The organism is Sporolactobacillus sp. CQH2019, from assembly GCF_028765345.1.
Classification (GTDB): domain Bacteria; phylum Bacillota; class Bacilli; order Bacillales; family Sporolactobacillaceae; genus Sporolactobacillus.
On sequence record NZ_JARAJZ010000016.1, the window covers coordinates 33,525 to 46,952 of the forward strand.

Genomic DNA, 13,428 nt, shown 5'->3' on the forward strand with positions numbered 1-13,428 from the left:
ATCTGAATGGTTCATGTACAAGTTCATCATCAATTTTTGAAAACGGCAGTCGCGCTTTTTGTGGCTGCCTTAATTTTTATTTCTGGCCTTGGCGTGACTCATGCGGCTGACCCAACGGCCACCCAGACCGCGAATGTGACGATTAATGGAGGTGCACGCACGGTCCCTCTGGTAGCACAGTCACGCTACCGGCGGTTGGATTAACGGGTTACGACACGTCTGCAGCGGTGTCACTCGGCAATGTGTCCGTGACCGATGCTTCGGGAACTGGCGCGGGCTGGCATCTCATGGCGAGCTGCCCCAAGGTGGCAGCGGGTTCAAAATCGCTGCCGACTGGATCGGCAAGCATTGATCCGGTGGTGTCTGTCAACAAGATTGATCAGACATCGAGCGCGGTCCCAACGATCAGCACAGGCGCAGCTGCCGCTATTGATAGCGGTGCAGTGACATTGCTGGATGCGACAGCTGGAAACGGCATGGGAAGCTATACAGCAGCACTAAAGAATCTGACTGTTAATGTCCCGGCTAATACCTTTGCTGGCACGTACACAACGTCTATCGTCTATGATCTGGCAACTGCACCTTAAGGCTGTTTTCGAAAGACACAGGGCTTCCCTTGTGTCTTTCTGAATTTCAGTTTTCTTTTTTGCGTGAAAGCTGCCATTCAGAAGGTCATAAGGGTCAAAAAATGAAAAGGAGAGTTGATGATGTTCAAAAAGATTTATTTTTATTTAGTGTTAATTCCTGTGGTTGCCTTTTTCTTACTTCCAGTACTGCCGACACAAGCCGCGTCACTTAATTTTGATGTGCAGCCGGCCGATTCAGTGGCCAGTGCGCTCGGGTATTTTCGTTTTGCGGCGCAGCCCGGGCACAGTTATCCGCTGACCGTTGCCCTGCATAATTCCTCAGACCGCGCGGCAACGGTGAATATGACGCGGGATAATGCCCTGACCTCCACCTTTGGAGGCATTCAATACACCGCAGAGAAGGGTCTCCCTTACTCACGATTAACAGACCCGAGTCGGGCGATGGCTCCATTGCTTTATGGGCCCAAGTCAGTCACACTGGCCGCTGGCCAATCGCTTGATGTGACCTATACGCTTAAACTTCCAGATCACCTGAGCACGGGTGTCCTACTGGGTGGCCTTTCCTTTTCTTCCCCAACCTCCCAGACGACGAGCACAGGAAAGTCAAAGAATCAATCCATCGTCATTCACAGTCAAGTGGATCGCGTGATTGGCATTGAGGCTATTGTCGGTCAGGCACCGGCTGCGGACGTGACTTTTCATCAACCGTCTGTTGCCATCACGACGAGCACGCCGATTGTATTACCTAAGATTCAGAACAGATCGGCAACGATTGCAATGGGCGTGAATTTCAGCTGGGAAGTTTATGACGCTTCCGGAAAAAAGCTGTTTGACGGCCGTGCCAACGATTTTAATATGGCCCCCTGCTCCTCTGTGGGGTATTCCATTCCGTGGGGAGCTAAAACATTTTCTCCTGGTGATTATCAGTTGGACATCATTCATGAAGTGAACGGAAAGACGGTTCGTGACCGTTATTCATTCACAGTACCTGACCAAGCAGTGGAGAATTATCAACGCGAGACGCAAACACGTTCGGTTGCGGCCCCCTATGATCATTTGACAATCATTATTATTTCTACCCTTGTCAGCCTCGTGATCATTTTGGCTTTGCTCTTAGTATTTATCCTTTGGAAACGGAGAAAAAATGATGGAGAAGAAGACCAGAAAGCGAAAAAAGGAGAATGATGCGATATGTCACTGTTAGGACTGAGGAGCCGGTTCCTCCGTTTATCCGCTGCACTCATCCTTGCTTTTTCTTTTTTTCTGGATGCCTGGCCGATGGTCGCGTCGGCGAACAGCAATTTTAATTTAACGGTCGGCGGTGCAACAGGATACAATCCGACTGTCGACGGATCAAGTTGGTGGGACTCATCCAATTTGCGTGAATTTCTCAACAGTTCTGCAGCTGCAGGCCAGGTTGCTTATACCGGCGCTGCTCCTTCGACGGCTTCTTCCGAAGGTTTCCTGCACGAGTTTACAACGACCGATCAAAATGCGATCGCTGTCACGCGTCATCGGGTGAACTACACGCCGGCGTATAGCAGCATGTATAACGCCGGTAACTCCAGTACCTACGCTTCCAATGTAGGCACAGGACAATCTTCGTCTTTGACTTTTTCAATTCCTAATTTGTTGAGTGGCGGCGCGAATTATGCAGCACACCTTGTCAACGATAAGGTCTTCCTGCTGAGCGCTTGGGACGTGTACCAATATCTGCAAAAGCGCGGGTACAGCATGGACCGTACATTGACTTCTCAAGCAACAGCCCTACGCGGCGTTCCAGATGATGATCATTGGTGGACGGGTACGGACTTCGCTCCGCTTAGTAATTGGGACACGGTCGTCACGATCGCTGACGAAAAAAATGCCGCCAACTACGATGTGCCCTGTCAATCTGAGGGGGTCGTCCCAGCGCTTAATCTTAAGCCTACGGCCAGTGTAGGCGGAACCCTGGCCAGTAATCTCACGATTGGCCAGACTGTTAATTTTGGCCAATTTCTCGGTGTGCCCGTCGAATGGCAGGTGGTCAACAAACAAAATGGCTATGCTCTGCTTATTGCGACGCATGCAATCGATGAGATGGAATACGATGCCCAAGAGTCAGCCGTACCTGTCAATTCGAACACGATCAACTATTCTTCAGCTGACGTCGATTACTCCAACGATCCGTATACGCCGACCCATGGCACAACGGACACGACACCGCCCACCCTGACCGTCACAAATAGTTCTGCGCTCACGCAACGGCAGAATGGATCCTACGCTTTGAATTTCTCAGCAACCGACGATTCATCCGGAGTGGCCTACACGCTGCTGCCCGATGGCACGAAAACAACAGCTACATCGTTTTCATATAAGATCAAGAGCAATGGCTACTATGTCTTTAAAACAGTGGACAAGGCTGGAAACTTCCGCAATTTGACCGTTCCGATTAGCAATATTAACCCGCCAAGCAACATCATTGTTTCCCAGTCAAGCAGTGATTGGACGACCCAGCCGGTCAGCGTCACGATCACTTCGGATAATCAAGTTGGAACAACCGTCACGGGCGTTCAGAATTATCGAGATAACGTTTCCTATCTTTTCCCCAATTACACGAGTTACAATGGGAAATCTATAACGATTTCGGGCGCAGTGTCCTTTAATTCTTCCAATATTAATTTAAGCAATAATTTACAAATCGGTTTTATGTATGACACGCTGTCCTTCGTCAATGGCGAATTTAATCTTAATCGAAAATTTCAGCCAGAAATCACAATGACCCTTGCCTATATCAAAGCTCATGGCACGGTTGGCTTTAACCAAACGTTCACGGTGCCTTCTGACTTTGCCATGGACCTCTACATGTGGAGCAACTTACCGATTGTTAATACGGGCGATGCCAGCATCACTTGGAACCCGCTCGCCTACCAGCTGAACGATGTATCTGATTTCACAATCAAGTCGATCACCTTGCCAAACGGTCAGACGGTGAATGCCGCCAGTTACACCGGGACACTCAATCAGGCGGGCACTTATATTTTTACGATTATTGATAACCGAGGTCAAACGACTCAGGAAACGGTCACCGTTAAAATTGATACCTCTCCGCCAACGCTCACCGTCTCCGGCAATCCGACATCGACCGTCCATTCGCCTGTCACCTTGACCGCTCAGGCAGTCGATAGTCAGTCCGGCGTTCAGGCAGTAAAGACTCCGGACGGTGTCTGGCACACGAGCAATTCGGTATCCTATAAAGTTTTACAGAATGGTTCGTACACGTTTCAGAGCAAAGATGCTGTGGGCAATGTATCAACCCAGACCGTCACGGTGAGCAATATGGGCAGCCTGCTTTGGATTAATCAAACCCCATCGACGAGTTTGTCTGCTTCAACTTCTGACAACGGGAAGAGTCAGACGCTTAATTTTTCAACGGGTGCCTTCGGTGTGCAGGATAACCGGGGCAGCGGCACTGGCTGGCATGTCACGATGCAGGCGAGCCGGCTTTCCGGTCATGGCCATACATTGCCAGCCAACACTCTTCAGGTCGGCACACCGTCGATCAGCGGCAGTGATGGGACGGTTGGTAGCCCACTCGGCAGCTATCAGGCGATCGATGCTGGTAGCGCGGTGAGCGTGGCTTCGGCGGCCTCGGGAAAAGGGACCGGCAGTTATACGATCAACGCCCCCCTGCGCGTGACTGCGCCGGCAAGCGCCTATGCTGGTTCCTATCAGACGACGGTTACCGAGGATTTAGTCAGTGCCCCGTAGATATTGAGCGTACAAGAAAAGGAGTTGTTGCCATGCAGACCAGCGAAGATGCTGTCACGATTCGGGCTCCGACACGATCAGATAGGGAGATTGAGATCCAAAACAAACAAAGGGAGTGAGTATATGGCATCTGATTTTGATAATTTACAGGATAACCAGCCGCCTGAAGATCTCTATGGTGCGGATGTTCTTAGAGGCGTATCGCCATCCTTGGCCAATGAGGACATGTGGAAGGCCTTCTCCGATCGTTTCTTTGCCTACCTGCCCCCGCGCCTAGAGAAAAGCGAGAAGGCCGAGCAAGAACTTGCGGCCCGGGAACAGGTGGATATGACCCTTAACCCTCAAGAGGATCGGACGAACGCAGAACAGGTTACCGCAGAAAAAACACAGGGAAGACAGGCGGAAACGATCAAATCGAAACAGGCAGATTCGGGGGAAACGCATCCGACGGCCACCTGGCCAGCAGGAAACACACGATCGAATCAGCGCCCTGCGCCCAGCCCGCACCTGGAAGATCTGGCCGTGGCGAACCTGACCAACCGCCATCTCCTGGGTGTGTATCGTCATCTGGAACGCCGACTGGAACGAAAAATCGATCAAGCCAAAGCAGAGACGCTTTCGGCTAAAGATGTTGAACGGCTGCTGGACAATCATTTGAAACAAGTGCATGGTCTCTTGGACAAATATTTTGCTGAACGTGAGGCACCAACACCGGCCAAAAGCTGGCGGCAGCGACTGGGCGATTATAAACAGGGCTTGGTCGATCGGATGGAACGGTTGAAAAATCAGGCGGATCGACGGCTGAAAGCGGTCAAAGCAACTCCAGGACAGCTGAAGACGGTGCTGCAGGACAAACTGATCGACGGCTTCATCAGCCTGAACGGCCGCATTGCCACGCACGCTGATGCGGTGGCTAAGCGGGTCGCGCTTCATCGCAGTGTACCCAAGGGCCCTCCGCGCCCAGGAGATGAGCGGATTGCCGAAGCGTATCGTCTGAACTATCAGAAGATCGTGTTCAATGATTTTGTTGGCCGGGAATATTACCCGATCGACAAACAGGCGCTCGCTGCTGGTGATGCTATGTTTTCTCCGGATGCCCGTTTTCAATTGCGACGGGAGGCACTGAATACCTGGCTGAAGCAGGGGCCTGTTCTCGGACATGGCGAGCCGGGAGAACGGGAAGCCGAACAGTTCCGACAATATCTGATCAAACGTGATGCCGCACTGGCGACGTCTCCGGCATCGCTGACCAAGCGTCAGGCTTTCCTCGATCAGGATCTGGGGGACTGTGCGTCGGATGTCCACGCCTTACGTCAACAGATCTCAACGAAAAACGAGACTCCGGATCGAGAAGCGACACCATCCTACACGTTGCCCCCGCGATCGAAAGCCCATCCTTCCGTAAACAACAATCGAGCGGCGGCCGCGGAGCACATTCTTTAATAACATACACACGATCTGGGAACGGCTTCGGCCGTTCCCTTTTTTACATACCAAAAAGGGGGGATGCACGGTCTACAGGCGGCAGGCTCGTTCTTTAAAGCTCAATAAACTAGGAAGGTGAGATTTTGCAGTTTCAAATTGCCGGTATTTTCGAACGAGATGATTTTGAAATTGAACTACTTGTTCAAACGCTTGAAGCAGCATCGGGCGAAGAGGTCAATCAGTATGTGCGCAATGCGAATCTTGGTCGTGTTTTTTACGATCCGGACGGTGCACGGCTCTGCTACCTGAAGCCTGGCAGCAAAATGCGTGAACTTCATGATGGCGAAAACTGCCGCTGTGCGGTTCTTCGGCCGTCCAATAAAAGTCAGGAGTACATGGCCAGAGTTCCTCTCTACGAGGAAGATTTTCAGGAAACATCCTTCGCTCATTTTCTGACGATGCTTTCGGAAAAAGTCCCCCTGGGGCGGCGCGCGTTCTTTGAGTGCATTGCCTATGCACTGACCACGTGCAGCGATGCTGCAGCCTTGAAGAATGCGGATAAAAAGAAGGGAAGTGAGCATCATGCCGTCCATTGAACAAGACCTGCAGTTCGTGTATGACACGCAACCGCAAGGCGGGCTATCCTTCAAGGACGAACTCTTTATCCGGAAAGGAAATGGCTATGAGGGCTGTATTCATATTTACCGGTTCCCCTTTCAGTTTTCCGCTTACTGGCTGAACACCATTACCAGTCTGCCGGACACGATCGTCACCGTCGACACGATGACTGAGACGAGCATCGACTATGGTGCACAGATCAAGTATTCTACTGACGAACTCGCTGCACGGGTCAAAGAGGCGACACATCAGCAGTATGCCGACGTCGCTGGCGAAGAACTGGCGACGCTCCGTCAGCTCGGCCTGGATGTCCGGCAAAATGGGGAGGTCATCAAACGTGTACAAGTACGGATCTATCTTCATGCGGCCACCCGGGCGGATCTACAAAAGAGAATTGGTGAGATTGTGAAGCAACTGGACACCGACGGCTACAAAAGCCAGGTCTTTCTCGCGGAAGCGAAGGAGGAATGGCAGTCACTTTTTCTGGATGCCCCGACACAAAAGATTTTGCGGACACACCGGGAGGGCGTAGAAATACCAGCTGAAGTGATGGGCATCGGTTTTGCCCACAATGTGACCAGTCTGCGCGATCCAACTGCGGGTTTTTACGGACTGACGCGGACGCGTGGCACGGTCTATTGGGATATGTTTCATAAGACAAACCGCCGGCTCAGTTATGACGTGTTTATTGCAGGCGATAAAGGCGGCGGCAAGTCAACGCTTATTAAGCGCATTCTCCGGGACAATGCGGCCAAAGGGAACTATATCCGGGGTTTTGACAAGTCGGGAGAGTTTCTGGCTGTCACGCAGGATCAAGGCGGGAAAACAATCAATTTGGACGGAACAGGCGGACGGATTAATCTCATGCAGGTGTTTCCAACTATTACGCAACCAGGTGAGGATAATCTAGCGATTGACGAAGCCGGCTCATTCCGTCAACATGTTTCCAAGCTGCACATGATCTGTCATATTCTAAACCTGGAAGCGACCAGTACGGATCTTAACCAATTTGACGAGCTCGTCTATGACTTCTATAAAAGCATTGACCTCTGGGGCAATGGACAAACGCACATCACGGACTTGCCAGAGGATCAATATCCTATTCTCAGTGATTTCTTTACTTATATTGAAGACCGGTACGCCGCTGAAAAAGAAGACCGAATCCGTGCACGGATTGGCGACATCGTGCAGCTGATTAAAAAACTGGTGAACTCTTTTTCGGACCTATTCGACGGTCCGACCACCATTCCGGATCTTATGAATGAGCAAATCGTTTTCTATGACATTGGCAACCTGAGCGCCTTTGATGAAGATATCTTCAATATCCAGATCTACAACGCTTTGACGCAAATCTGGAGCGACATGATGCGCATCGGTCGGCGTGAAAAAGAGGCCTATGAAAATCACTTGAAAAGTTGGTGGGACATCACCCGTTTTCTGATTATCGGTGATGAGTGTCATAACTGGCTGAACCTTCAGACCTGGTTTACCGCCGAATTTTTTGCGACGCTGTTGTCTGAAGATCGGAAGTTTTTTTCTGGAGTCGTTCTGGCCACGCAACGCCTGGAGCGCATGTTCCCAAAGGCAGCTGGGGCTAATGATCCGAAAACCATCCGTGCCGCCAATAAATTGGCTGAGATCTTTGGACTTACGCAATATAAGTTCCTGGTCAAAACGGATGAGTCTTCCATGGATCTCGTTCGCCGCCTATTTAAGGATCAGATCACGGAAAACGAATACGCGATGATTCCAAAGTTTGAAAAGGGCGATGTTCTGCTGTCGATCAGTGGTGATCAGAATCTGATTTTTCACGTCGAAGTTACCGAGGATGAACTGGATCTCTTCAAAGGAGGCGCTTGATTTTGTTCAAAAACCATCAGCCGACAGATCGTGCGTCGGAATCAAAACAGGAGCTCCGGCGCAGCCGGTTGCTCTTTTTTTTACTCTTGTCTGGCTTCGTGCTGGTTGGCAGTCTGTATCTATGGGAACGCCTTGCACCTGCAAAACCGTCCGTTAGTGCCCCTGACAAGCAGGTGACGATTGCTGGTAAACGCCCGGCGGACGACAAGGGCCTAAAAGCTAATTCGTCTTCCTCACGTTCTTCTTCTGCTCATTCTACGGTATCTGGATCGCCTGTATCCAGTCCTGGCCAAGTGATGGATGCAGACGGCGCAAAGGCGGTCGTTTCGCAGTTTATCAGCCAATATTTCACGTATGACTGGAACAACCCCTATCAGCATTTGGCTGATGTCCAGACCCTTACAGATGCCGGGTTCTATCAAGCCCTTTCGAACGCGCAGACGAATAACACGCATGTGCCGTCTTACCGTTTCCGTAGAATCTCAAATGTCGTGACCCAGACACCGAGTAAAAATGGCGATGTGGAGACGGTTCAAGCAACAATGAAAGTTCAAACCTTTGACTCAAATAACAAGCTGATGGGAAGCGAGAAAGATACGGTCAGTGTGGATTTGAAGACAGAAAACGGTGCATTGAAAGTCAATTACTTTGCATCAAGCTTGAATGAGTAGGAGGGATGCAGTATGGCTTCTCAAGCCGTGACGGCCGTTAAAAAGACCGTGACTCGGAAATGGCTTTTTTGGCTGCTTGGTGGCGTTGGGGTCTCTGGCGTGCTCATTATTTTGGTTCTTCTCGCCTTGATAGTGATGCTGGCTGGCATCCTATCATCCCCCGATACCGGATCGACAGACGGTACGCTGAATGTTTCCCCAGACGTCCTGCGTTACAAGTCTCTGGTTGAGCAATACTGCAAAGCAAACGGCATTCCCGACCAGGTCAACGTCATCCTCGCGATCATGATGCAAGAATCCGGGGGCGACGGCAACGACGTCATGCAGGACGGCGCAAAAGACCCAACAGACTCAATTATTAACGGCGTCAAAGAGTATGCCAGAGACTACCAGGCTGCGCAGAAAGCCTCACAGAACCGGCTGGAGACGGCAATCCAAGCCTATAACTTTGGCTACGGTTTTATTGACTACACTATCTCACAAAGTGGAGGCTACTCGAAAAGCACGGCTATCGCCTTCGCAGGAATTCATAGCCAGGGAAAGATGCGGAGCAACGGAACCTACGCTTATGGAGATCAAGACTATGTGCCGCATGTCGAGCGTTACCTGGTCCCCACTGCTGGCCAAGGCAGCCCGATTTTGGCCAGCAGTCCGCAGGTCGCTGCAGCGATTGCCGCTGGCGAGAAATACATTGGCCACAGCACTTACGTATTCGGCGGCGGCCGGAATCCAAGTGATATCGCTGCCGGTCGTTTTGACTGCTCTAGCTTTGTGCATTACGCTTTTGCCCAGGCCGGCGTGAACGTCGGATGGACAACCGATGAACTCGTCAAGGAAGGTCACCGCGTCTCTTTTAGCCAGATCCGGGCGGGTGATTTGATTTTCTTCGACACTTATGAAACAAACGGCCATGTCGGCATCTGGATGGGCAACGGCGACGGATTTTTAAATTGCAATGACAGTCACGGCGTCACGATTTCTAGCTTGTCCAATAGTTATTGGAAGAGCCATTTCAAAGGCGTCGTCGTGCAGCTGACGCAGTAGAAAGGAGGTCAAAATGGAGAAACGTTTACTTGGAAAGCTCAAACAATTTTTTGATCATAAGGAAAATATTTATCGTGTGCTGGCGGGGGTTTTGATCGCGGCATACGCTTTTTTGTTTCTCAGCCGTCTGCTCGTACATGTGCCTGAAGACTACGAAAACACTGCACTCCGAACAAAAATTAATACGGGCGAAATCACGGTACAAATGACCAGCAGAACTTTTTATGCGGATAGAAATTTATTGGAGATCGGCCTCATTATCGACAGCAACGCGAATGCCATTCCAACCGGTTACGCAGTTAAAGTAGCGGAAAAAACAAACGTCAAGGCGCACTACCCGACACAGCTTATTAAGATTGTGGACGACTATTACCTGCTCTATATCCATCAGCTGCCGGCCGGATGGACGGATGTTTCGGTGCTTGTCAGTGACACCGGATCGTCTGGGCTATCACTTACTTCGGACAACCAGAAGCTCTACGTTTCCGAACCGAAAGCGGTCAAAGTGAAACATTTCAAAAGCCGTTCCATGTCTGAACATGCAGCAGATTATTATCATCTCCTGATCGGAGACTGTGAGCAATCCATCACAAAAGAGGGACGGAAACAGGCCGCCGATCGTCAGAATATCCATGCGCTGAACAGCCAGATCCGCGCGTTAAAGGATCAGGCCAGCTACCAAACCGGCAGCGACAAACAGACGACGGAGAGCAATATTTCAAGCTATGAATCACAAATTAACGGTCTCCAAAACGACATCCAGCAGAGCCAAACGCGTGCCAAGGACAGTCGTCAGGAGATCGGTTTGTTGCAGGACAAGCTTAAAAAAATGAACAAATAAGCGAAAAAATGGGAAAAGATGGAGTGCCAAAAACGACAAAAATCGTGTTTTTCCAAGATATGGTGTGTCGGAATCACCCAACGAGGCACATTTGTTCTTTTCAGGTTTTTAAGGAAAATTATGGAGGGCACCAAAATGAAGGGAAATCGTGCATTTACCAGAATATGGTGTGTCCGAAACGTTAAAAATGGCACATTCCTTAGTAAAAACGTAACCACGAGAAATCAAACCGCACTGCGGTTTTAACCATGAAATGGTTACAGATTTCCCTTATGCTCTTACAAATTTTTTGCACCAGGATTTGCCATAATCGGAGGTGGTTATCATGTCTGGCGTTACAATCCATGGTCTTTCAAAAGAAACACTAGCTGCGCTGAGTATGCGGGCCAGCCATAATCATATGTCTCAGCAGGAATATTTGCGTCGCCTAATTGTCTTGAATTTGACCCAGCCGGAAATCACTGACTTGCTGGAAAGGATGGAAGAGACAATGAAAATTTGTGCCATGGCCATTCGTGAAAATACGGAAGTTATGGGCGGCCTAGTAAAAGAAGAAAGGGAGGGTTTGTTGAGATGATCGCTCAGAAAATTAGTTTTAAAGAGTCTGGTGAGAAGGGATGGGGAATTGATTATTTATCGGCTCAGCGTGAACGCTATCTTGCTGAAGGCATGCCCGCGGATATGATCGATAGTCAATCAAAATTAATTGAAATAATTTTAGGAGAACATGAGTATTTGCTGAGAGAAAGAGATGAACTCATCGATCAGACAACAGAAATTCTGAATGGTGCTCAGAGAATTTTAGAAGACATTTCTTCAGATATGAAAGAAGACGTGAATGGGTTAATTGAAAGCAGCGGGGTGAGTCAATGATCCGAAAAAACATTCGACTGAAAGAAGAAAAGGAATCCAGGTACGGCCTCGCCTATCTTGAGGCGCAGCAGGAGCGCCTTGGCGGCAAGAGCCTGTCCGACACGATTGAGAAAGTGCTTGCGGAGCATGACCGCCTGCGCGCCCAGGTTGCATCTCGGGACGAGCTGATTGAAAAAGTCTATGCGCGGTTTAAAACGGATCTGGATGTACTGCGCATCCGGAGCGGATATGTCGATAAGAATGTCCGAGTTTTATTGGAGCTCTGGAACAGTCAACTGATGAGTCAGAGGCCGAAAAATGGAAAAGAAACCTTTATTCCAACGACGATGTTTAAGTCGTCGATTTTACAGCAGGCGACGGATACCGTGTCCAACGTCATCACGGAGCAGCAGATCAGGATGAAGGAGCGTGCGGAGAAAAAGAAGCAGCGTGAGGCCGCCCAGAAAGCGGCTGAATCGTGACCCGTCCGGGTATCGTCCTTGTCTCCAAATTTGTCCAGGCCGGGTCGGCGAAATTTAAAAATTATGTCGACTATGTGGACCGGAGCGAGGCCGTGCGTAATGATCATTTCAAACAGTTTAACGCTCTTTCATACGACGGCTATAACAACTACATGGGAAATCCAATAAAATCCGAGGGCATATTTACCGCAGAAAAAGATGCGTTAAATTTTAAAGAAAAGCAGGCGATCAAAAAGCTGTTTGAGACGGCGCAGGAAAATGGATCGTGCATGTGGCAGGACGTGATCAGTTTTGACAACGCCTGGCTCGCGGCGAACGGTTTTTATAATCCGCAAACGGGCTGGTTGAATAAAGGCGCGCTTCAGCGGTCGATACGTTCGGGGATGCGAGCGATGATGCATGCGGAGGGACTTGAAGTTTCCGCGATTTGGACGGCGTCGATCCATTACAACACGGGTAATATCCATGTACACGTGGCGATGGTGGAACCGCAGCCGACGCGGGCAAAACAGGTTTTTAAAGATAAAGAAACCGGAGAGATGTATGAAGCGCGCCGCGGTTCCCGGAAGAAGTCGACGCTCGACAAAATGAAAAGCACGGTGGCCAACGCGCTCCTGAATCGCGACCGGGAGCTTTCACGGATTTCCGAACTCATTCATCAGCGCCTGGCGCCGTCGAAAGTCGCGCTCAACTTTGCTTATGATCGCGAAAGCCTGCAGCTGTTTAATCAGATTTATGCTCAGCTGCCGAGCGACATGCGGCTCTGGAAATATAATAACAACGCGATGAACAGTATTCGTCCGCTGATTGATGAGGCCACGAAAAACTATCTGGAACATGAGCATCCAGAAGAGATGAAGCAGCTGGACGAGGCGCTGAAAAGTGAGATGAATTACCGAAAATCACTGTATGGCGACGGGCCGAAGGAAACGGAACGCTATAAAGATTATTACGACAACAAGCAGCATGAATTGTATGGCAAGCTGGGGAATGCTCTGCTCCACGAAATGAAAAACATTCGTAAAGAGGAACGCGCCCGGAAGAATGAAGAATGGCAGCAGCGCGTGAAGAACGGCGGCTACGCTTCGGGATCTTCTTATTCTTCCCCCAGGAGTATTTCCCGGCGTGATCTGCGCCGTTTGCGGCGGGCGCTGGATAACGAACTGCAGAGTAAGAAGAACCGGCGTAAGTATGAAGAAATGCAGTGGGAAATGGAACAGCACCGGTAAAAAAATAAATGATTAAGCAAAGAGACGGGCCTTGCGCCGGTCTCTTTTCGCGTTAAAAAAGGGGAGTGA

General features: G+C 50.0%; 14 protein-coding genes. All 14 read left to right on the forward strand.

Annotated elements, in window-relative coordinates; translation table 11 throughout:
• The first annotated feature begins 6 nt into the window (after positions 1–6).
• The 14 genes from OYT88_RS18115 (at position 7) to mobP2 (ending at position 13,359) form a co-directional block, all read left to right on the forward strand.
• Positions 7–204, forward strand: coding sequence for a hypothetical protein (locus tag OYT88_RS18115; protein WP_274401768.1), 198 nt, complete (start codon positions 7–9; stop codon positions 202–204).
• A gap of 44 nt (positions 205–248) precedes the next feature.
• Positions 249–587: a WxL domain-containing protein gene (locus OYT88_RS18120; RefSeq protein ID WP_274401814.1), complete on the forward strand. Its 339-nt coding sequence runs from the start codon at positions 249–251 to the stop codon at positions 585–587.
• A gap of 120 nt (positions 588–707) precedes the next feature.
• Positions 708–1,772 (forward strand): WxL protein peptidoglycan domain-containing protein, encoded by a 1,065-nt coding sequence (locus OYT88_RS18125; protein WP_274401769.1) that lies wholly within the window; start codon positions 708–710, stop codon positions 1,770–1,772.
• A gap of 6 nt (positions 1,773–1,778) precedes the next feature.
• Positions 1,779–4,337 carry a DUF6273 domain-containing protein gene (locus OYT88_RS18130; RefSeq protein ID WP_274401770.1) on the forward strand — a complete coding sequence of 853 codons (2,559 nt, stop codon included), beginning with the start codon at positions 1,779–1,781 and terminating at the stop codon, positions 4,335–4,337.
• A gap of 123 nt (positions 4,338–4,460) precedes the next feature.
• A complete protein-coding gene (locus OYT88_RS18135; protein WP_274401771.1) occupies positions 4,461–5,780 on the forward strand; it encodes a hypothetical protein in 1,320 nt (439 codons plus the stop codon).
• Positions 5,781–5,905: 125 nt separating this feature from the next.
• Entirely contained in the window at positions 5,906–6,358 is a 453-nt protein-coding gene (locus OYT88_RS18140) for a hypothetical protein (protein WP_274401772.1), read from the forward strand.
• The gene (locus OYT88_RS18145; RefSeq protein ID WP_274401773.1) at positions 6,345–8,240 is read left to right on the forward strand and encodes a putative type IV secretion/conjugal transfer ATPase; all 1,896 of its coding nucleotides are present in this window, start codon (positions 6,345–6,347) and stop codon (positions 8,238–8,240) included. Before OYT88_RS18140 ends, OYT88_RS18145 begins: the two co-directional genes overlap by 14 nt.
• 2 nt (positions 8,241–8,242) lie before the next feature.
• Entirely contained in the window at positions 8,243–8,911 is a 669-nt protein-coding gene (locus OYT88_RS18150) for a hypothetical protein (RefSeq protein ID WP_274401774.1), read from the forward strand.
• Between the two features lie 12 nt (positions 8,912–8,923).
• Positions 8,924–9,955: a bifunctional lytic transglycosylase/C40 family peptidase gene (locus tag OYT88_RS18155; protein ID WP_274401775.1), complete on the forward strand. Its 1,032-nt coding sequence runs from the start codon at positions 8,924–8,926 to the stop codon at positions 9,953–9,955.
• 13 nt (positions 9,956–9,968) lie between these two features.
• The gene (locus OYT88_RS18160) at positions 9,969–10,796 is read left to right on the forward strand and encodes a hypothetical protein (protein ID WP_274401776.1); all 828 of its coding nucleotides are present in this window, start codon (positions 9,969–9,971) and stop codon (positions 10,794–10,796) included.
• 325 nt (positions 10,797–11,121) lie between these two features.
• On the forward strand, positions 11,122–11,373 hold the full coding sequence (locus tag OYT88_RS18165) for a hypothetical protein (RefSeq protein WP_274401777.1): 252 nt from the start codon (positions 11,122–11,124) through the stop codon (positions 11,371–11,373).
• Positions 11,370–11,669: a hypothetical protein gene (locus OYT88_RS18170; protein ID WP_274401778.1), complete on the forward strand. Its 300-nt coding sequence runs from the start codon at positions 11,370–11,372 to the stop codon at positions 11,667–11,669. The genes OYT88_RS18165 and OYT88_RS18170 overlap by 4 nt, the downstream gene beginning before the upstream one ends.
• Complete coding sequence (locus OYT88_RS18175) at positions 11,666–12,130, forward strand: hypothetical protein (protein ID WP_274401779.1); 465 nt, start codon at positions 11,666–11,668, stop codon at positions 12,128–12,130. Before OYT88_RS18170 ends, OYT88_RS18175 begins: the two co-directional genes overlap by 4 nt.
• On the forward strand, positions 12,127–13,359 hold the full coding sequence (gene mobP2 / locus OYT88_RS18180; protein ID WP_274401780.1) for a MobP2 family relaxase: 1,233 nt from the start codon (positions 12,127–12,129) through the stop codon (positions 13,357–13,359). Before OYT88_RS18175 ends, mobP2 begins: the two co-directional genes overlap by 4 nt.
• Positions 13,360–13,428 lie beyond the last annotated feature (69 nt).